At 62.4% G+C, this 18570-nt stretch carries 15 protein-coding genes and 2 pseudogenes; 5 read left to right on the top strand and 12 right to left on the bottom strand.

What is annotated here, in order from left to right:
- Nucleotides 1–15: 15 nt before the first annotated feature.
- The gene (locus tag ACLD1Y_RS23705) at nucleotides 16–960 is read right to left on the bottom strand and encodes a D-isomer specific 2-hydroxyacid dehydrogenase family protein (RefSeq protein WP_429480218.1); all 945 of its coding nucleotides are present in this window, start codon (nucleotides 958–960) and stop codon (nucleotides 16–18) included.
- Nucleotides 957–2126: an acyl-CoA dehydrogenase family protein gene (locus ACLD1Y_RS23700; protein WP_429480217.1), complete on the bottom strand. Its 1170-nt coding sequence runs from the start codon at nucleotides 2124–2126 to the stop codon at nucleotides 957–959. Before ACLD1Y_RS23700 ends, ACLD1Y_RS23705 begins: the two co-directional genes overlap by 4 nt.
- Nucleotides 2127–2141: 15 nt before the next feature.
- Between ACLD1Y_RS23700 and ACLD1Y_RS23695 the strand changes: the two are divergent.
- Nucleotides 2142–2249, top strand: a pseudogene (locus ACLD1Y_RS23695) (outer membrane lipoprotein carrier protein LolA); the annotation flags it as partial.
- Nucleotides 2250–2262: 13 nt separating this feature from the next.
- Here the strand turns inward: ACLD1Y_RS23695 and ACLD1Y_RS23690 are convergent.
- The 9 genes from ACLD1Y_RS23690 to ACLD1Y_RS23650 all read right to left on the bottom strand — a co-directional run bounded on the left by ACLD1Y_RS23690 (nucleotide 2263) and on the right by ACLD1Y_RS23650 (nucleotide 13189).
- On the bottom strand, nucleotides 2263–2946 hold the full coding sequence (locus tag ACLD1Y_RS23690; RefSeq protein ID WP_429480216.1) for a peroxiredoxin-like family protein: 684 nt from the start codon (nucleotides 2944–2946) through the stop codon (nucleotides 2263–2265).
- The gene (locus tag ACLD1Y_RS23685; protein WP_429480215.1) at nucleotides 2943–4289 is read right to left on the bottom strand and encodes an LLM class flavin-dependent oxidoreductase; all 1347 of its coding nucleotides are present in this window, start codon (nucleotides 4287–4289) and stop codon (nucleotides 2943–2945) included. Before ACLD1Y_RS23685 ends, ACLD1Y_RS23690 begins: the two co-directional genes overlap by 4 nt.
- An 11-nt stretch (nucleotides 4290–4300) precedes the next feature.
- Nucleotides 4301–5275 (bottom strand): ABC transporter substrate-binding protein, encoded by a 975-nt coding sequence (locus tag ACLD1Y_RS23680; protein ID WP_429480214.1) that lies wholly within the window; start codon nucleotides 5273–5275, stop codon nucleotides 4301–4303.
- Nucleotides 5276–5431: 156 nt separating this feature from the next.
- On the bottom strand, nucleotides 5432–5797 hold the full coding sequence (locus ACLD1Y_RS23675) for a 4Fe-4S dicluster domain-containing protein (RefSeq protein WP_429480213.1): 366 nt from the start codon (nucleotides 5795–5797) through the stop codon (nucleotides 5432–5434).
- Between the two features lie 131 nt (nucleotides 5798–5928).
- Nucleotides 5929–7464 (bottom strand): FAD-dependent oxidoreductase, encoded by a 1536-nt coding sequence (locus ACLD1Y_RS23670; protein WP_429480212.1) that lies wholly within the window; start codon nucleotides 7462–7464, stop codon nucleotides 5929–5931.
- A gap of 10 nt (nucleotides 7465–7474) precedes the next feature.
- Nucleotides 7475–9913 carry a TonB-dependent receptor plug domain-containing protein gene (locus ACLD1Y_RS23665; RefSeq protein WP_429480211.1) on the bottom strand — a complete coding sequence of 813 codons (2439 nt, stop codon included), beginning with the start codon at nucleotides 9911–9913 and terminating at the stop codon, nucleotides 7475–7477.
- Nucleotides 9914–10071: 158 nt separating this feature from the next.
- On the bottom strand, nucleotides 10072–10902 hold the full coding sequence (locus tag ACLD1Y_RS23660; RefSeq protein WP_429480210.1) for a TauD/TfdA dioxygenase family protein: 831 nt from the start codon (nucleotides 10900–10902) through the stop codon (nucleotides 10072–10074).
- Nucleotides 10903–10997: 95 nt separating this feature from the next.
- On the bottom strand, nucleotides 10998–12581 hold the full coding sequence (locus ACLD1Y_RS23655) for a rhodanese-related sulfurtransferase (protein ID WP_429480209.1): 1584 nt from the start codon (nucleotides 12579–12581) through the stop codon (nucleotides 10998–11000).
- Nucleotides 12578–13189 (bottom strand): cysteine dioxygenase, encoded by a 612-nt coding sequence (locus ACLD1Y_RS23650; RefSeq protein ID WP_429480208.1) that lies wholly within the window; start codon nucleotides 13187–13189, stop codon nucleotides 12578–12580. Before ACLD1Y_RS23650 ends, ACLD1Y_RS23655 begins: the two co-directional genes overlap by 4 nt.
- A 213-nt stretch (nucleotides 13190–13402) precedes the next feature.
- Between ACLD1Y_RS23650 and ACLD1Y_RS23645 the strand changes: the two genes are divergently transcribed.
- Nucleotides 13403–14308: a LysR family transcriptional regulator gene (locus ACLD1Y_RS23645; RefSeq protein ID WP_429480207.1), complete on the top strand. Its 906-nt coding sequence runs from the start codon at nucleotides 13403–13405 to the stop codon at nucleotides 14306–14308.
- A 243-nt stretch (nucleotides 14309–14551) separates the two neighbouring features.
- Entirely contained in the window at nucleotides 14552–15346 is a 795-nt protein-coding gene (locus ACLD1Y_RS23640; protein WP_429480206.1) for a class II aldolase/adducin family protein, read from the top strand.
- 137 nt (nucleotides 15347–15483) lie between these two features.
- Here ACLD1Y_RS23640 and ACLD1Y_RS23635 read toward each other — a convergent pair whose 3' ends face one another.
- Nucleotides 15484–16566, bottom strand: coding sequence for an LLM class flavin-dependent oxidoreductase (locus tag ACLD1Y_RS23635; RefSeq protein WP_429480205.1), 1083 nt, complete (start codon nucleotides 16564–16566; stop codon nucleotides 15484–15486).
- Nucleotides 16567–16822: 256 nt separating this feature from the next.
- Here ACLD1Y_RS23635 and ACLD1Y_RS23630 point away from each other — a divergent pair, with 256 nt between their 5' ends.
- A complete protein-coding gene (locus tag ACLD1Y_RS23630) occupies nucleotides 16823–17644 on the top strand; it encodes an ABC transporter permease (protein WP_429480204.1) in 822 nt (273 codons plus the stop codon).
- 1 nt (nucleotide 17645) lies between these two features.
- Nucleotides 17646–18374, top strand: a pseudogene (locus ACLD1Y_RS23625) (ABC transporter ATP-binding protein); the annotation flags it as partial.
- Between the last annotated feature and the right edge of the window lie 196 nt (nucleotides 18375–18570).

Raw genomic sequence — 18570 nt, 5'->3', positions numbered from 1 at the left:
GATCTTCATACGCCGTTATGCATTCGCCAGGTTCGCCAACGCCTGACCGCCGACATACCTTTCCAAATTCGCCAAAAACGTATCCGCAATCTCCTGCTTGCTATTGGTCGAAATCGCCGACGTATGCGGCGACAACCTCACCCTCGGGTGCGTATACAACGGATGCCCATCCGGCAACGGCTCAGGCTCGGTCACGTCCAGAGAGGCCAGGCCGATCTGGCCGTTATCCAGGGCTTCGAGTAACGCCTCCTGGTCCAGCAACCCTCCGCGCGCAATGTTGATCAAATGCAGCCCCGGCTTGGCACTGCCCAACACATCGCGGTTGATAATGTGGCGGGTGGCCTCGGTCAGCGGCGCGGCTACCACCAAGTGATCGGCGCGGGCGAACAGGTCGTGGATATCCTTGGCCGCTTCCACGCCCGCACTGAACGGCGCCTGGCTCTGACGCAACGCCACCACGTTGATGCCCAGCGCCAACGCCTTTTGCGCCAGGCGCTCGCCAATCGCACCAAAGCCCAGGATGCCCAACGTAGTGCCCTTGAGCGGGCGCAGCGGGGTGAAATTCCACTGCGAGTCTTTGACCCAGATATCCGGCAGGTGCTTGGACGCGGCAAAGATCGCCGCCAAGGCGAACTCCGCCAGGTTATCGGCAGCACTGCCGCGGGAGGTGGTCACCTGCGGCCCGTTGAACAGCCAGCGTGGGTAGAAGTCGATGCCCGACGACACCAGGTGCACCCACTGCGCACCATAGGGCCAACCCGGCGGCGGGGTGTCGGGGGCGATATAGCCGCGCACATTGATCGGGCGTGCCAGCAGGATATTGGCCTGGGGCGGCAGGTCGCTTGGCACACCGGCGGGCACGCCGATCACCTGGGCATCAGGGTGGATAGCGTTGAGGCGCTCGCGGATGACCGCGTTGAAATCTTCGTCCAGCTGGCTGGCGATAATCACCTGACTCATGTGCGTTCCTTTTGACGTTGGACGAAGACAGCCTTGCCGACGCCTTGCAACACGGCATCGTTTTGCGGGGTATGTACGCGGCTGCACAGCACGTCGCGGTAATGCCGTTGCAGCGGGTTGAGGCGCGACAGGCCAGGGTTGCCCGAGGCCTCGATGGCCAGTTCCACGGCGCGGATCGCGTTGTTGGTCACCAGGTACTTGAGCTGCGCGGCATTGGCGGCCGGGGTGTGGCCTTCTGCGGCGGCGTCCAGCAGGCTGCGGTTGGCGAACAGCAGGGTATCGATATGGCCGACGGTCTCCTGGAAACGCGGCAAGGTGGACAGCGACGCACCGAGGTTGGACGGTGCGCGTTCTTCCAGCCAGTTCACCAGCCAATCCCGGGCGGCGTGGGCCACGGCATCGTAGACAGAGGAGAGCAACACCGACATCCACAGGAACCCTTCAGCATCCAGCTCCGGCGACGGCGCGCTCCAGGGGCTGACGCTGACGGCGTGATCCAGGGGCACCAGCACGTTGTCGAGCACCACTTCATGGCTGCAGGTGGCGCGCATGCCCAGGTGATCCCAGGTGTCGATGATGCTGATGCCGGGGCTGTCCTTGGGCACCAGCCAGGCGCCCACCAGTGGATCGGCGTCATCGCTGCGGCCCCACACGCTGAACCACGTCAGGCCATGGCTGCCGGTGGAGTAGATCTTGCGCCCGCTGATGCGCCAACCCTCGGCGGTGCGCACCGCGATGGTCGCCGGCAGGCCGCCACGGGCCGGGGTGCCGAGGTCGGGCTCGACGCGCAGGGCGTTGATCAGCGCGCCGTTGCGCACCGCGTCTTCGGCCACTTGGGTGCGTAGGTGGGCGGGCCAGCTCTTGCTGTCTTGCAGGCGCGTGTGTTGCAGGTATTGCATCACCAGGATCAGCGCGGTGGAGGGTTCACCCTTGGCAATCGCACTGATGGCCTTGCGCGCCTGGGGCAGGCTGGCGCCACCGCCGCCCAGGGATTTGGGCACGGTGAGGGCTACTAGGCCGAGTTCGTGCAGCCGTTTGAAGTTGGCGTGGGGGAAGGCGCCGCTTTCATCAAAGAGGTGCGCGGTGCTGGCAAGCTCGGTGGTGAGGCGTTCGAGCAGGGCTTCGAAATTGGCAACTTCCACGGAGCGTAGAGACGGTTGGGTCATAAGAATGTACTCACAATGACTGTAGGAGCGAGCTTGCTCGCGAAGGTCGTCAACGATGACGCGGGGCGCCTGACACTCAGTGGCGCCCTCAGGTTTTTCGCGAGCAAGCTCGCTCCTACAGTGGGGTAGGTGTTTATCAGATGGCCAGGCGCACGGGCTGCTCGCCCAGCAGTTGCTCCACCACCTGCAACACCGGCTCAGCCTCCGTGCGCACCAACCAATCCGGGCTCACCTCTACAAACGCCACCGTCCCATCCTTGGCAATCACCACCACCGTCGGTTGCGGCAACTCCCAAGTGCCGGTGCCAGTGGTCTCGCCAATGCTGTTGCCCTTGGCCAACGCGGCATTGCGTGACGCTTCGTCAAAGCTGTAGAGAATGCCCAGGCGCCGCCCCAGGTTGTTGTCCTTATCGCTGGCCACCAACAGTTGCAGGTTGTGCCGGGTCTTGATCTCTACCAGGCGTTCCGGCACTTGCGGGCTGACCGCCACCAGCGGCACCCCCAGTTCCCGCAGGCGTGGGTAGAGCTGGCGCTCGTAATAGGGCAGGGCGATGTTGCACGCCGGGCAGCCGGCAAAGCGGAAGAACACCAACACCGCCGGGCCGTCCGCCAGCAGCAGTTCGCGGTTGAGTTCGCCGCCCTCCACATTGAGCAAGGTGAACGGGTCGAGCTCATCGCCGACCTGCACGTAGTCGTCGGGACGGGCTTCATCCACCAGGCGCTGACGCTGGTCGATATTGACCTTCAACGCCTCGGGTGCCCAGGTGGCCACGCGTTCGGCGTGCAGGTCTGCCAGCTGACGGTTCAGGGATTCGCTCATGCCAGCGCCTCCTGTTTGTCTTCAACCTCGGCAACGCTGTAGCGGTTGGCGGGCACGTCCAGGCCCAGGTTGTCGCGCAGGGTATGGCCGGTGTATTCGGCACGGAACAGGCCACGTTGCTGCAACACCGGCACCACCAGTTCGGTGAAGTACTGCAAGCCGTCCGGCAGCACCGAGTTGACGATAAAACCGTCGCTGGCGCCGCGCTCGAACCAGGTCTGGATCGCATCGGCGACTTGCTCCGGGGTGCCGACAAAATCACGCTTGGGCCGCGAGAAACGCAGGGCCACTTCGCGCAGGGTCAGGCCTTCGTCCTTGGCCAGTTGCTTGATGCGGTCGGAGCCGCCGCGCTGGCTGTTGGAGCCCAGGTCGCCCAGCTCCAGGAAAGGCTCGTCCAACGGGTATTTGCTGAAATCATGGTCGTTGAACGGGCGGCCGAGGGCGACGATGGCGTCTTCCACGGTGACCAGCTCCACGGCCTGCTGGTAGCGCCTTTCTACTTCGGCTTCATCACGCCCGACAATCGGGCGAATGCCCGGCAGAATCGACAAACTCTCTGGGTCACGGCCAAAGCCCTTGGCGCGGCGTTTCAGGTCTTGGGCATACGCCAGGCCTTCCTCGATGCTCTCCACATGCACAAAGATCGCGTCGGAATTCTGCGCGGCAAAGTTGCGCCCATCTTCCGAGGTGCCTGCCTGGAAAATCACCGGCTGACCCTGGCGGGAGCGGGCGATGTTCAGCGGGCCTTTGACCGAGAAAAACTCGCCCTTGTGGTTCAGTGCATGCAGCTTGCTCGGGGTGAAGAATTCGCCGCTTTGCTTGTTGTAGGCAAAGGCGTCGTCTTCCCAGGAGTCCCACAGGCCCTTGACCGCGTTCACGTGTTCCTTGGCGATGCGGTAGCGCACGGCATGGGGCGGGTGCTCGGCCTTGCCGAAGTTATCGGCGGTGCCGCTGAGCCACGAGGTGACCACGTTCCAGCCGGCGCGGCCGCCGCTGATATGGTCCAGGGACGCGAACTGGCGCGCCACCTGGTAGGGCTCGGTGTAGCTGACGGTCACGGTGGCGACCAGGCCGATATTGGTAGTGATCGCGGCGAGGGCCGAGAGGATCGTCAGCGGCTCGAAACGGTTGAGGTAGTGGGGGCTGGATTTGGCGTGGATATGCAGGCTGTCGGCGATAAAGACGAAGTCGAATTTGGCGGCTTCGGCCAGTTCAGTCTGCTGCTTGTAGAAGCCAAAATTTGTGCTGGCATTCGGCTGGGCGTTCGGGTGGCGCCATTCGCCCCAACCGTGACCGACGCCGTGGACCATGGCGCCGAGTTTCAAGTGACGTGTTGTGCTCATGTTCTGCTCCTTTAGCGCGAGGCTTGGTTGAGTGGGGCACGCTTGGCGTTAAAGCTCTTATCAAAACCCTGGGACACATCGATGTGCTTGGTCACCAGGCCTTCTTGTTGGTAGATGTCGGCGGTCGCTTGCAGGCCGCTGATCACAGAATCGTCGATCGCCACCGGCGACAGGCGCGTGTCCTTGGCCACTTCCACATGCACTTCCAGCGGCAGGCCGGTGATCTTGGCTTGGGCTGCGGCGTATTCATTGGGATGGGTGTTGGCCCAGGCGTAGGCACGGTCGATACGGGCAACGAAATCGTCCAGTTGCGCACGTTTTTCGGCGATGGCCTGGCTGGTGGCGGCGAAGTACAGATGGTTGCTCAGCAGCTTGTTGCCGCTGATCAACACACGGGCCTGGCTTTGGGAAGTGACTACGGTGGTGTACGGATCCCAGGTGGCCCAGGCATCGGCAGTGCCGTTATCCAGCACCAGGCGCGACTCGCTCGGCAGCAGGAAAATGAACTGCACATCCTTGGTGGTCAGCCCGGCGGTGGCCAAGGCCTTGATTGCCAGGTAGTGCCCGATGGAGCCACGGCCAGTGACGATCTTCTTGCCCTTAAGATCCGCCACGGTCTTGATCGGCGAATCCTTGTTCACCAACAGCGCGGTGGTGTTACGCCCTTCGGCGTGGATGATACTGACCACCTTGAGCGACGCCCCGGCCCCCAGGGCGAACACGTAAGGTGCATCGCCCAGCGCGCCGATATCCACGGCACCGGCATTCAATGCTTCACCCAGTGGTGACGCAGAGGGGAATTCCGACCATTGGATTTCATAAGGCACATTCTTGGTTTCGCCCGAGACTTCCAGCAGCGCCTTGATCGTCGATTTCTGATTGGCCACCCGCAGCGGTTGCAAGTCGGCGGCGTGGGCGTTGCCGATCAGGCCGAGGGCGAGGGCGGTGCCCAGGAGCAGGCGTTTGAAAGGGGTGGTAAAGACCATGGGATGCAGGCTCCAGGCAGATCAAGAAAGGGTTCGGTTACCTCCGCCTGGAGAAGGGGTCGGTGAGTGAGTTGACGTTATTCCCATAAGAACGCTCTGTGAAGTTCTTTTTGGTTATATGGTAATTATCAAAATAATTCATTATGGGTGAATTGATTATTCTCTTATTGCATTTGAATGCAGGCCCCGCGCCAACGCAAAAATCCCATCCATGCGCCAATGTTCATTCTGATGCCTGGGATCCTGCGCCCATTCATCCCACCCCGAATCCCGCCGGTACTGCCCCAGCAGCCCGGCTTCACGCACCGCCACGGGATCGGGATGGCGCAGCTGTTCGGCGTCTGGGTCGACGTAGAGCGCGTCGCTGCTGCAATACAGTTCGCACATGAAACAGGTCTGGCAGGCCTGCTGATCGGCAATCAGGGGATGGCCCAAGGCGTCGGCGGCCAGCACGTTGGTGGGGCAGACAGCGACGCATTGGCCGCAGCCGTTGCAGAGGTCGGAGTAGATCAGTTCAAGCATGTTGGGTATCTCTAGTGTGTGAGTTACCTGTGGCGAGGGAGCTTGCTCCCGCTCGACAGCGAAGCTGGAGCCGGCTTTTTGGGAGCGCTGCGCACTCCAGCGGGAGCAAGCTCCCTCGCCACAGAAGCCCTCTAATAGCTCGGAGAAATAGGGTCGAAGCGCGTTTGTATTTGATCCACACCGGACATCCGCAAATGCGCGTCATATAACGCGCTCTGCTGCGGCGTGTCGCTGCGTTGGTGCATGCCTCGGCTTTCCTTGCGCGTTGCGGCGGCGGTGTAGCACCAGCGGGCGGTGGTGGCCATGGCGGTGGTGGCCATGGCGGCGGTTTCGCGGGCGCGTAGGGGGTTGAGGGTGGATTGGTTGCTGCGTAGCTGGTCCCAGATGTTGTCGAGTTCGCGCAAGGAGCGCTCCAGTTGTGCGCCGCAGCGGAACAGGTTTTTGTCCAGCGGGTGCATTTCGGCCTGGATGCGTTGGAGCAGTTGCGGGTTGCCACCGGCAGCGCCTGCGTAGCCGCGCAGGGCGCCGTGGTACGCCGTTTTTTGCCGGGCCCATTGTGCCGCGCCACGTCCGGCCCATTGGCCGGTGGACAAGGCCCACGCCGAATTCTGCGCGCCGCCGCCGGAGGTGGCACCGGCAATCGGCTCGCGGCTTGCCGCATCACCGGCGGCGAACACGCCGGGCACGGTGGTCTGGCAGTCATCGTTGATCAGGCGCAAACCGCCGACGCCGCGAATCGTGCCTTCGGGATGCAGGGTCACGGCAAACCGCTCTCGATAAGGGTCCACCCCGCGCCGGTCAAACGGCAGCATCAGGTTGGGCTGGATGCTCGGCAGTTGCGCGCGAATGTCCGTCGGCACCCGATTCAAGCGGCAATATACCGGGCCATTGAGCAGGGCCCTGGCCAAGTCCTCGGTAAAGCTGGGGCCGCCGCTGATATTCAACGGCCGATCCGCCGCATCGAAATACTCGCCAAAGCTGTACACCATTGAACGCGTCATGCTGCTGCCCTTTGCGGCAATGCAGTAGTAGTTGGAGAACTCCATGCCCGACAACTCGGCCCCGGCTTCGGCGGCCATCAGGTAGCCGTCGCCCGTGTTGGTGTGGTTGCCCAACAGGCGTGACAGGAACGCGCAACCGCCGGTGGCCAGTACCACTGCCCCCGCGCGGATCAGCCAGTCGCCACCGGCCTGGCGCCGCCAGCCACGGGCGCCGACGACGTTGCCGTGGTCGTCGCGCAGCAGTTCCAGGGCGGGATGGTGATCGAGGATGGTCACGCCGCTGTCCAGCACCCGACGCCGCAGGCCGCGCAGGTATTCGGGGCCGCGCAGGCCTCGGTATTGGGTCTCGCCGCGTTCGTTCTGTGGGAACGCGTAGTAGTCGCTCAAGCCCGGCAGGCTGGTCCAAGTGGTGTCGATGGCGCGGGCCATCCAGTGCGCATCCGCCAGGCCGTAGGCGGTGCCCAGGCGTTTGTCGATGGCGGCTTCGCGGGCGCCGGGGGGCACCCACCAATGGCCGGGCCCGGCGGTGGCGGTGACGCCGCTGGTGCCGCAGTAGCCCTTGTCTACCAGGATCACCCGCACGCCCTCGCGGGCTGCGGCGATGGCGGCCCAGGTGCCCGCCAGGCCGCCGCCGACGATCAATACATCGCAGCTCAATTCAGTCATGGGCAGGGCCTTAGAAGTTGTACGCCAGGCGGGTGTAGTAGTACGCACCGCCAAAGCCGAAGGGTGAGAACTGCCCGTACTCATAGGCGCCGGCCCAGTCCTTGATGCCCTTTTTGTCGGGGTACACGTTGAACAGGTTGTTGGCGCCCAGGGCCACGGTGAAGTGCTTGTTGATGTCGTAGGCGGCGTCCAGGTCGCTGATCCATTTAGCGCTGAACTTGCGGTCGTTGACCGGGTTGTTGTCGCCTTCGATGTAGCTGCCGAAACGGGTCAGGGCCAGGTTCAAGGTATAGGCGCTGACCTTCCAGTTGGCCGCCAGAATCAACTTGGACTGAGGCGTGGCCACGGTCAGGTCTTTTTGCAGGCGGCGATCGAAGATCTGGTAGTTGGAGCCTAGGCTGGCAAGCGCGGGCGGGGTGTCCTGGAGTTTTTCGATCTTGGTCTGGTTCCAGTTGTAGGCCAGGCTCCAGCGCACCTGGCCGTACTGGTCCAGTTGCTGGCGGTATTCGTTGATGATGTCGATGCCACGGGTGCGGGTGTCCACGGCATTGGTGTAGTACTGCGCATACAAGCCTGGCGACAGGCCGTTGGCGACCAGGATCTGCGACACGGCGGGGCCACCGAGCAGGCTGGTGGACACGATGCGGTCGCGGATGCCGATCTGGTACAGGTCGGTGGTCAGGCGGTAGTTCTGGGTAGGCTCGTAGGTGAAGCCAAAGCTGTAGTTCAGCGACTTCTCGGGCTTGAGTTTTTCTGCGCCCAAGGCCTGGGCCTCGGCGGTGTCTACCGGCAACACCTTGACCGGCACCGACACCTGCTGGCCGTTGACCACGCCGCCGGAGGTGAAGGTGGATGAGGCATAAATGGTCTGGGCCAGGGACGGCGCCCGGAAGCCATTGTTGATGGTGCCGCGCAGGGCGAATTCAGGCGTGAGCTTGAAGCGCGTCGACAACTTGCCACTCCAGGTGCTGCCGATGTCCTGGGTGTAGCGCTCATAACGCGCGGCGGCGCCGACGTACCAGCGGTCGGTCACGTCCAGGCCCAGGTCCAGGTAGCTGGCGACGTTGCTGCGGCTGATCTCACCGGCATCCGCCGTGCTGGTGCCGTTATAGGAGGCCAGCCCCGGCAGCGGCGTTTGCCCGGCGAACGGGCCGCTGGGCAGCACGTAGTTGCCTGGCGTATAGGACGCATAGTCGCCGGCTTCGATCTGGTATTTCTCCCAACGGTATTCAAAGCCGAACGCGGTTTGCAGCGGGTGGCTCAGGCCGATATCGAAGGTGCGGCTCAAGTCCAGGTTGTTGGTCCACTGGTCGAAGATCTGCGAAGCCAGGTTGAACGAGGTCGGGCTGGTAGGCCCCCAGGACGGGTTCAGCGTGTTGTTGGCATTGAGGGTGGAATCGTCTTCGCCCCAGGTGGAGCTGATGTCGTAGTCCCAGCCGCCCACCAGGCCCTTGAAGCCCCCGGCCACCTGAAAGTCCTTGGTGCGGTTGCGCCGTTGTGCGTGGATGCCGTCGGGGTAGGGCGTGTTTGGGTCGCCGGCCAGGGCGGTGATTTCGTTGGGGCGGTAGTTGCCGGTGACCTTGGTGGTTTCCATGTAGCTGGCGGTGGAGAACGAGTAGAACTTGAGGTCGTCCTGCAACGGCAGTTCGAGGTTGTAGCTGGCGTTGGTGACCTTCTCGCGGCCCAGGCCGTAGCTGGGGTTCCAGCCGTGGCGGTTGACGGTCTGGTCGCGGCTGTCGCCGTACAGGTTGCCCGTGGCGCTGCCGGTGCGGTTGAAGGGCTCCTGTTCCTTGACGTCCAGCGCCAGGTTGGCGAAGCCGTCGTTGGGTAGTGGCAGGCCATAGTTGACGGTTTGGTGCACGGTGTCGCCATCCCCGGCGCCGTAACGGCCGAAGGAGGTTTCGGCACTGCCGCCGCTGTCGTTTTCCTTGAGGATGATATTGATCACCCCGGCGATCGCATCCGAGCCGTATTGGGCCGATGCGCCGTCGCGCAGCACTTCGATGTGGTCGATAGCCGACACCGGGATCAGGTCCAGGTTGACCGGCACCGCCGCCGTGCCGATGCGCGCCAGGTTGTTGATCAAGGCAGTGTTGTGGCGACGCTTGCCGTTGACCAGCACCAGCACCTGGTCGCCGGACAAGCCGCGCATGGTCACCCCGCGTACCGACCACGAAGTGCCGCCGCCGTTGATGGCGGGCAGGTTGAACGACGGCAGCAGGCGCGCCAGCAATTCCTTGAGACCGACCTTGCCGCTGGCTTGCAGTTGCTCGGCGCTGATCACGTCGATAGGCGAAGGGCTGTCGGCGATGGTGCGCGCCTGGTTGCCACGGTTGCCGGTGACGACCACGGTGCCGAGGGTTTTGTCGGGGTCTTCGGCCTGGGCCGGGAAATTAATGGCGAGCAGGCTCAGCGCGGCTGCGCAGTAGTGAAAGCGGGATGGAGGCATGGGGGCTATTTCCAGAAAACCTAGGGACACCGCACATCCCTGTGGGAGCGGGCTTGCCTGCGATGGCGGTGTGTCAGCTAAAGAAATACTGGCTGATCTGCCGCCATCGCGGGCAAGCCCGCTCCCACAGGGGATCTTTGTGGTGGCTTAAATAGAGGTCAGGCCGCGTTGGCAGCTCTCACCCGATGCGGAATATCGTCATAGGCAATCAGCACCCGCTCCATACGCCGTGGATAGTCGCCGTAGTTGTAGACCGGGTAGTGCAGGGTTGAGCGGTTGTCCCAGAACGCCACGGAACCGGGGCGCCATTTGAAGCGCACCTGGTGTTCGGGCTTGTTGAATTCCAGCAGCAGGCGGTCGATCAGTTGCTTGCTCTGCTGGGGTGTCCAGCCGATCACCGAGGGGTTCTGCGAGAAGTTGATAAACAGGCCGTCTTCCCCGGTTTCCGGGTGGGTGCGCACCAGCGGGTGGGCGAGGATCGGGTAGTCGTAGCCAACCTTGTCCAGGGATTTTTTGAAGTCGTGCACCACGTGCAGGCTGTCGATCTCGGCGCGCAGGTCATCGGGCAGGGCGCGGTATACCGCGCCGGCATCGGCCCACAGGGTGTCGCCGCCGACTTCCGGTAAATCCACCGCACGCAGTACTGCACCGAGGGTCGGTTGCAGTAGCCAGCTGGTGTCGGTGTGCCAACGGCCGCTGATGCGCGGGCCGTAGAGCTTGCGTTCGTCCTGGGCTTCGATCAGGTGGGCCTGGGGCAGCGTCGGGTCGTTTTGCTGGGTGGTGGGGTGCACGTACAGCTCGCCGAACTCCTTGGCGAAGGCTATCTGCTGTTCGGTGTTAATGGCCTGGTCGCGAAAGAACAGCACCTTGTGCTTGAGCAGCAGTTGGCGCAGTTCGTCACGCAAGGCGTGGGTCAGCGGTTGGCGCAGGTCGATGCCAGCGATTTCGGCGCCGATGGTGGGTTCCAGGCGGGTGATATGCAGGGTCATGCGGGTGTCCTCTCGTGTGTGGGTTCAGCCTCCGCCTGGAGAGGGGTCGGATGTGGGAACTGCACCCGATGGGGGTGCAGTTGGGTCAGGGTTGATCAGATCACGTAGAAACCGTGGGTGCCGTCGCGGGCCAGTTGGTCGACGAGACCGAATTCCCAATCCAGGTAGGCCTGCATGGCTTCCTTGGGGTTGTCGGTGCCTTCGTACGGCCGGCGGTAGCGGTCGATGCGCGGCGAGGCCAGGTGGGTTTCACCTTCTTCCAATGGCAGTTGGGCGTTGATCCAACCGGCCGTGCCGTCTTGCAGCAAGAACACTTGCTTGCCAGTGATGGCTTCCACTTCCGCCACCGCCAGGCGCGCCAATTGGCTGCTGCCGCAGGTCAGCACGTAGCGTTGGGCCGCGGGTGCCTTGGCCAGGGCTTGCGGCAGTTGCGCACGCAAGGCCCACCAAGCGCCGGGGATATGGCGCTTGACGTAGTTGGCGCTGGCGGTGAAATCCAACACCACGGTATCGCCATGGCCCAGCCAGTCGGCGAGGGTATGGGGGCTGATCAGCTCGGCCTGGGGCGGTGCCGGCACGGGGGCGACCCATGCACCTTGCTCGCTGAACTGCGCCGGTTGCAGGCCATCGAGCACATGCACGTCCCAGCCCAGTTGGGCCAGCCAGGACGCGGACATGTTGGCGCGTACGCCATCGTCATCCGCCAGCACCAGGCGGGCGCCGCGCACGCTGGCGACGTGGTCGGTTTCCTGCACCAGTTGCCCGCCCGGCGTGGAGCGTGCGCCCGGCAGGTGGCCGGCTTCGAATTCTTCCGGGGTACGTACATCGAACAGGTAGGTGGTGCGCGTGGCGTCCTGCTGCCAGCCTTGCAAATCGGCGAGGCTGGCGCGGCCGACGCGGGCCTTGTCGGCCACGCGACGGGCATCGGCTGCGGCCACCTGGCGATGTTCCTCCGAGGTCGGCGCAAAGCGGCGCGACTGGCCGTGGGCGAGTTTCTGCCCGGCCAACGTCCAACCGATGGTGCCGTTGCGCAGGGCCGATACCGGGTTGGCGACGCCTGCGTTGATCAGCGATTGGGTGCCGATAATGCTGCGGGTGCGCCCGGCGCAATTGACGATGATACGGGTGGCCGGGTCCGGCGCCAGTTCACGGGCGCGCAGCACCAGTTCGGCACCGGGCACGCTGATGCCGGTGGGGATGCTCATGGTCTGGTATTCGTCGAAGCGGCGTGCATCCAGCACTACTACATCGGCTTGGCTGTCGATCAGCGCCTGTACTTCTTCGGCGGCTAAAGACGGCGTATGGCGCTCGCTTTCCACCAGTTCGCCAAAGGCTTTGCTTGGCACGTTGACGTCGATAAACAGCTCGCCACCGGCCTTGCGCCAGCCGTCCAGGCCGCCTTCCAGCAGGCTGACCTGGGTGTAGCCCAGCGTAACCAAACGCTCGGCGGCGCGGGCGGCGAGGCCTTCGCCGTTGTCATACACGGTCACGTGGGTATCACGGCGTGGAATGCGCGAGTACACCTCCAACTCCAGCTTGGACAGCGGAATATTCGCGGCAAACAGCGGGTGGGATTCGGCAAACGGCGCTTCTTCGCGCACGTCTACCAGGGCGAGTTCTTGATGGTCCAACAGGGCCTGGCGAATCTGGGCATAGCTGCGAGTGGATACGGTGGTCATAGGGCAGGGCTCTTTTCTTTGGACAAATCCCAGATATTCGGGAGGTAGGCGTTGGAATAACCGGAGATAAACAGTTTCTCGCTGCCGTCGGGCTGGTACACCGCGCGGCGCACGGCACCGATATTGGCGCCATACACATGGATGCTGATGGACACCTGGTCGCTGTGGGCATTGCTCACCTGATGAATGTCGCCGACCTTGGGCGATACCGCTTCAACCTGGCCGGGCACCAATTCAATCGGCTTGCCTTCGGCGACCAGGCTGCCGTCGGGCGCACGCTCAAACCCTTGGGAAAACTCAGCGCCGCGCAGCATGCCAATCAACCCCCACACCCGATGGTCATGAATCGGCGTGCTTTGCCCCGGCCCCCACACAAAGCTGACGATACTGAAGCGCTGACGCGAATCGGCATGCAGCAAAAACTGCTGGTAGCGTTCGGGGTTGGGTTGGGCGAATGCTTCGGGGAGCCAGTCATCATGGCTGACCAACTGCGCCAGTAGCTTGCCGCCACGGTGCAACAGGTCGCCTTCGCGTGGATTGCCGTCAATCAATTCCGCCAGGGCGCCAATAAAGGCTCGGAGTCTCTCGGGGTGCTTGGCCTGGGTCATGGCAATTCCATTGGTCTGTGTTCTTAAGCTTATCTAAGCATAATGTTTATAGTTAATATGCTATTTTTTAATGATTAGCTTATAGCTGAAGGTAATTTAGAATCGCTCGGACTAGGGTTAGACGTTATCGATCACAGCGCGGGCTATTCAGATAGCATTCCTGCAACTATGCTTGGCGCACATCTTAATGACTGTTCTCTATGTGCGGCCCAAATGAAAATTGACGATATCGATGCCTTTGTCGAAGTGATTCGTTGCCAGTCCATCAGCCATGCCGCCGAGTCGTTGCAACTGACCCAGCCGGCCATTACCCGTCGCGTGCAGAACTTTGAGCAGGCATTGGGGGTGGAGCTGTTCGACCGTAACACCAAACCCCTCAAACCTACGCTGATCGGCACCCGCGTGTACGAGCAGTGCCGGCTGATCCTGCGGGAGATGGATGCCCTGCGCGAACTGGTGGCCACCGACGCACCGCCCACCGGCCTGTTGCGTTTGGGGGTGCCACAGACCATCGGCGACGTGGTGCTGCTCGATGCCCTCAAGCACCTGCGCACTGAATATGCCGACTTGCGCGCCCAGGTCGCCACCGGCTGGGGCAGCCAACTGGTGGGCAAGATCGAGCGCGGCGAACTGGACGCGGCGGCGGCGCTGTTCCCGGCAGGCAAGATCTTCCCGGACAATATCGTTGGCGAGTCCATCGGCAAGATGGAGCTGGTGGTGGTGTGCGCCAAGGCGCAACTGCCGAAAAAGCCGTGCAAGCTGGCGGACGTGTACCAGAACGGCTGGATCCTGAACCCGGATGGCTGCGGCTTCCGCGCCGGTTTGCAGCGCACCTTGTCCGACCAGGGCCTGGCATTGCGAGTGAACCTTGAGACCTTTGGCACCGAGTTGCAATTGGGCTTGGTGGCAGACGGCTTGGGCCTGGGCCTGGTGCCGCGCCCGCTGCTGGAGCGCAGTGCCCACCGTGAGCAACTGGCGGTGATGCCGCTCAAGGACTTTAAACCGGTGATGGATTTGTGGCTGATCTACCCGCACTTTCTGGGCAACTTGCAGGGGCCGGTGGATGCGTTTGGCAAGTTGGTGGCGGCTTCGTTGCACAAGGTCAAAGTCGCCGCATAGCCTCAGTGAAAGAGGGGTGTGTGGGAGCGGGCTTGCTCGCGAAAGCGGTGGATCAGTCAATACATCTGGCGGCTGACCCACCGCATTCGCGAGCAAGCCCGCTCCCACATTTGTTCTGTGTTGTTGCTCAATTGGTTATGAAAAAAAATAATAATTAGCTTAGATTAAAATGTGCTTTTTATTATTTTTTTGCATCCCATAGGCTTGCCTGGAAGTCCTTAAGGCCATCCAGGAAGTTTTGCCATGAGCAGCGTCACCTCGATTTCCAGCGTTTCCAACAATGTTCGCCAACGCGTCACTCCGGAGGAATGGGAGGTGCGCGTCAAGCTGGCCGCCGCGTATCGCCTGGCGGCCTTGTACAAGTGGACCGACCATATCTATACCCACTTCTCCGCCCGCGTGCCGGGCCCGGAGGAGCACTTCCTGATCAACGCCTTTGGCCTGTTGTTTGATGAAATCAGCGCGTCCAACCTGGTCAAGGTCGACCTCGACGGCACTATCGTCGACGACCCGACCGGCCTGGGTATCAACTACGCAGGGTATGTGATCCACAGCGCCATCCATGGTGCGCGCCACGACCTGCAAGCCGTGTTGCACACCCATACCCGTGACGGTATTGCGGTGTCGGCACAGAAAGACGGCTTGCTGCCGATCTCCCAACACTCCATCGGTTTTTCCGGGCGCGTGGCCTACCACGGCTATGAGGGCATTGCCCTGGACCTGGACGAGCGCGAGCGCCTGGTGGCGGACCTGGGTGACAAGAGCGTGATGATCCTGCGTAACCATGGCTTGTTGACGGCGGGTGTGAGCGTTGAACATGCCTTCCAGCAACTGCAACAGCTTGAGCGCGCCTGCAATATCCAGGTGGCGGCGCAGGCGGCGGGGAATGCGGAATTGATCTTCCCGCCGGCGGAAGTGGTGGAGAAGGTGGAGCAACAGGCCAAGGTGTTTGCCAGTGGCGATGGCCCGGGCGTGGCGCGGCATTGGAATGCGTTGGTGCGGCAGTTGGAGCGTACTGATACCGACTACAAAAACTGATCTTGAGCCTAATGAAGATCTGAAAATGTGGGAGCGGGCTTGCTCGCGAAAGCGGTAGATCAGTCGAATTAGCTGTGACTGACACTCCGCTTTCGCGAGCAAGCCCGCTCCCACATTTGTTTTGCAGTGTTCTTGATTTAAGCGACTTGCTTGGCCTGCTCGCGCTCTGCGATCAGTTGGCGGGTGAGGGGGATCAAACGCTTGCCGTAGTCGATGGCATCGTTCAACGGATCAAAACCACGAATCAGGAACGTGGTGATCCCCAGGTCGTAGTAATCCACCAACGCCTCAGCGACTTGCTCAGCGGTGCCCACCAGCGAGGTTGAGTTGCCTTGCGCACCGAGTAACCCGGCAATCCCAGTCCACAAACGCTTATCCAACCGCGACCCCTGCGCCGCAGCCGCCAGCAACCGGCGTGAGCCTTCATTCGGCGGTTCGCGCCTTACAAAACCATTCTTCTCAGCCAATTCAGTGGCCTGTTGCAGGATGCTGTCCGCCCGCGCCCATGCCAGTTCTTCGGTCTCGGCGAGGATTGGCCGCAGGGACAAACTGAAACGAATCGTGCGCCCATGCTTGGCGGCTTCGGCGCGCACTTGGGTGACGATTTCACGCACTTGTTCGTAGGTCTCGCCCCACAGCGCGTAGACATCGGCGTGCTTGCCGGCCACGGCAATCGCGGCCGGTGAAGAGCCGCCGAAGTACAACGGAATATGCGGCTGCTGCGGCGACTTCACGGTGGAGTGCGCGCCTTCGACCTGGTAGTAGGTGCCTGTAAAATCGAACGGCTGCTCGCTGGTCCATTCTTGGCGCACCACGCTCAGGTATTCGTCGGTGCGGGCGTAGCGTTCGTCCTTGCCGATATGGCTGCCGTCGGCGCGCAGTTCGCGGTCGTCACCGCCGGTGATGATGTGCACCGCCGTGCGGCCACCGTTGAACACATCCAGTGTGGTGAACTGACGGGCTGCCAAGGTCGGCTGGGCAAAGCCCGGGCGGTGGGCGATCAAGAATTGCAGTTTTTTCGTGACGCTGGCGGCATGGGAGGCGATCAGCGTGCTGTCCGGGCTGTTGGAATGAAAGGCCACCAGGGCGCGGTCGAAGCCGGCCTCTTCGTGGGCGCGGGCCACGGTTTCCACGTAGTCCGGTTGCAGGGTAGGGCCGCTGCGCGGGTGGATCTCGGACGCGTGGTGGCCGCCGATGTAGCCGATGAATTCAATGCTCATGGTCTGTCCTTGTCTGGTACGGGATAGGCACCTCCTCCGGGCAGGGGGTCGGTTATTCGCGTCCAAAGTAGGGGCAGGGGGCGGGCCTGTAAAATGCCGTTTGGTTCTATCCTAATTATTAAAATGTTGAATCATTAATTGTTTGATGTATCAGTAATTTGCATCTTGTGTGTATTAGGTTATTCCTGGAAAGACTTTCACAGCCGTTTTTTATGCGATTAGCATGGGGTCGAGTCTTTATTAAGGAAGCAGCCTGATGACCGAGACGTTCTCCATCAATAAGCCCGAGGTTCAACCCAGGACCACGCGCACATGGCGCACGCCGGACGCGTTGCTGCGGTTGGTCAGCCCTCTGGTGCTGTTGCTGTTGTGGGAACTGGCCTCGCAATTGGGCTGGATTCCCGCGCGGGTGATTGCGGCCCCGTCGCAGATCGGCGGCACGCTGTGGGCGATGATCGTCTCCGGCGAGCTGGGCAAGCACCTGCTGGTGTCCCTGCAACGGGCATTGTTCGGCCTGAGCATCGGCGTGAGCATCGGTGTGGCGGCGGCGTTGATCAGTGGCTTGTCCAAGCGCGGCGAGGTGATCCTTGATTCGCCGATGCAGATGGTGCGCACCATCCCGTCCCTGGCCCTGGTGCCGCTGTTTATCCTGTGGTTTGGCATCGGTGAGTTCACCAAGATTGCCTTGATCGTCGTGGGCACTACTTTCCCGGTGTACCTCAACCTGTTCGCCGGTATCCGCAATATCGACCCCAAGTTGATCGAGGCGGCGAACACCCTGGGCCTCAACCGCCGTGAGCTGATCTGGCATGTGATTTTGCCGGGCTCGCTGCCTGCGTTTTTCGTTGGCCTGCGCTACGCCTTGGGCATCTCCTGGCTGGCCTTGGTGTTTGTCGAACAGATCAACACCACCGCCGGTATCGGCTTTTTGGCCAGCGATGCGCGGGACTTCATGCGCACCGACGTCATCGTGATTTGCCTGCTGATCTACAGCGTGCTGGGCCTGCTGATCGACGGCTTGATTCGCACCCTTGAACGTTTCGCCCTGGCCTGGCGCCCATCTTTTGTGAGGAACTGATATGTCGGCACTTGAAGCGCCTGTGCAACTGCGCAATGTGGTGCGCCAATTCGGCGAGCAACGGGTCATCGATGGCCTGGACCTGGACATCGCCCCGGGTGAATTCGTGGCCTTGCTCGGCGCCAGCGGCTCGGGCAAGACCACCTTGCTGCGCAGCCTGGCAGGCTTGGACAGTATCGACAGCGGCCAACTGCGGGTGCCCACCGCGCGTGCGGCGGTGTTCCAGGAGCCACGCCTGATGCCGTGGAAACGCGCGTGGAAAAACGTGGTGCTGGGCCTGCGTATCGCCAATGCCAAGGAACGTGCGGTGCAAGCCCTGACCGAAGTGGGCCTGGCCCACCGTCTGGACGCTTACCCGGCCACCCTGTCTGGCGGTGAAGCCCAACGCGTGGCCCTGGCCCGTGGCCTGGTGCGCGAACCCAAGTTACTGCTGCTCGACGAACCCTTCGCCGCCCTCGACGCCCTGACCCGCATCAAGATGCATCGCCTGATCATCGAACTGTGGCGTAAACACACACCGGCCGTGTTGTTGGTGACCCACGATGTGGACGAGGCGATCCTGCTGGCTGATCGGGTGATTGTGCTGGAGCACGGCAAGATTGCCGAACAACTGCGCATAGACCTGCCGCGTGCGCGGGACACCGGGCAGGAGGGGTTCCAGGCGATTCGGGCGCGGTTGCTGGGGTTGCTTGGGGTGGAAGTGGATACGCCAGCGGCCAATGTGCGGCGGTTGCCGGTTAGAGCCGAGCCCGCCGTATTCAAANATGATTTGAAGCCGTTGAAGGCGTCGGGGTTTAGTCATGAGCAGCATTTGGAGGCTGCGGCGGTGAAGGTAGCCGGGTTTCTTATGAGCACTGAGTAAAACCTGTGGCGAGGGAGCTTGCTCCCGCTGGGCTGCGTAGCGGCCCCAAAATCTTGGGAGCGCT

The sequence above is a fragment of the Pseudomonas sp. 18175 genome, assembly GCF_050432925.1.
In the GTDB taxonomy this organism is placed as follows: Bacteria; Pseudomonadota; Gammaproteobacteria; order Pseudomonadales; family Pseudomonadaceae; genus Aquipseudomonas.
Note: the sequence above shows the minus strand (reverse complement) of the source record. Positions and strands in the feature narration are given on the sequence as shown.

Coding starts and splice junctions, on each gene's coding strand:
- ACLD1Y_RS23685 (WP_429480215.1), bottom strand. CDS start 4,289: ATGAGCACAACACGTCACTTGAAACTCGGCGCCATGGTCCACGGCGTC.
- ACLD1Y_RS23660 (WP_429480210.1), bottom strand. CDS start 10,902: ATGACCCTGCATATCACCCGCCTGGAACCCACCATCGGCGCCGAAATC.
- ACLD1Y_RS23700 (WP_429480217.1), bottom strand. CDS start 2,126: ATGACCCAACCGTCTCTACGCTCCGTGGAAGTTGCCAATTTCGAAGCC.
- ACLD1Y_RS23680 (WP_429480214.1), bottom strand. CDS start 5,275: ATGGTCTTTACCACCCCTTTCAAACGCCTGCTCCTGGGCACCGCCCTC.
- ACLD1Y_RS23670 (WP_429480212.1), bottom strand. CDS start 7,464: ATGACTGAATTGAGCTGCGATGTATTGATCGTCGGCGGCGGCCTGGCG.
- ACLD1Y_RS23705 (WP_429480218.1), bottom strand. CDS start 960: ATGAGTCAGGTGATTATCGCCAGCCAGCTGGACGAAGATTTCAACGCG.
- ACLD1Y_RS23650 (WP_429480208.1), bottom strand. CDS start 13,189: ATGACCCAGGCCAAGCACCCCGAGAGACTCCGAGCCTTTATTGGCGCC.
- ACLD1Y_RS23640 (WP_429480206.1), top strand. CDS start 14,552: ATGAGCAGCGTCACCTCGATTTCCAGCGTTTCCAACAATGTTCGCCAA.
- ACLD1Y_RS23645 (WP_429480207.1), top strand. CDS start 13,403: ATGAAAATTGACGATATCGATGCCTTTGTCGAAGTGATTCGTTGCCAG.
- ACLD1Y_RS23630 (WP_429480204.1), top strand. CDS start 16,823: ATGACCGAGACGTTCTCCATCAATAAGCCCGAGGTTCAACCCAGGACC.
- ACLD1Y_RS23655 (WP_429480209.1), bottom strand. CDS start 12,581: ATGACCACCGTATCCACTCGCAGCTATGCCCAGATTCGCCAGGCCCTG.
- ACLD1Y_RS23675 (WP_429480213.1), bottom strand. CDS start 5,797: ATGCTTGAACTGATCTACTCCGACCTCTGCAACGGCTGCGGCCAATGC.
- ACLD1Y_RS23665 (WP_429480211.1), bottom strand. CDS start 9,913: ATGCCTCCATCCCGCTTTCACTACTGCGCAGCCGCGCTGAGCCTGCTC.
- ACLD1Y_RS23690 (WP_429480216.1), bottom strand. CDS start 2,946: ATGAGCGAATCCCTGAACCGTCAGCTGGCAGACCTGCACGCCGAACGC.
- ACLD1Y_RS23635 (WP_429480205.1), bottom strand. CDS start 16,566: ATGAGCATTGAATTCATCGGCTACATCGGCGGCCACCACGCGTCCGAG.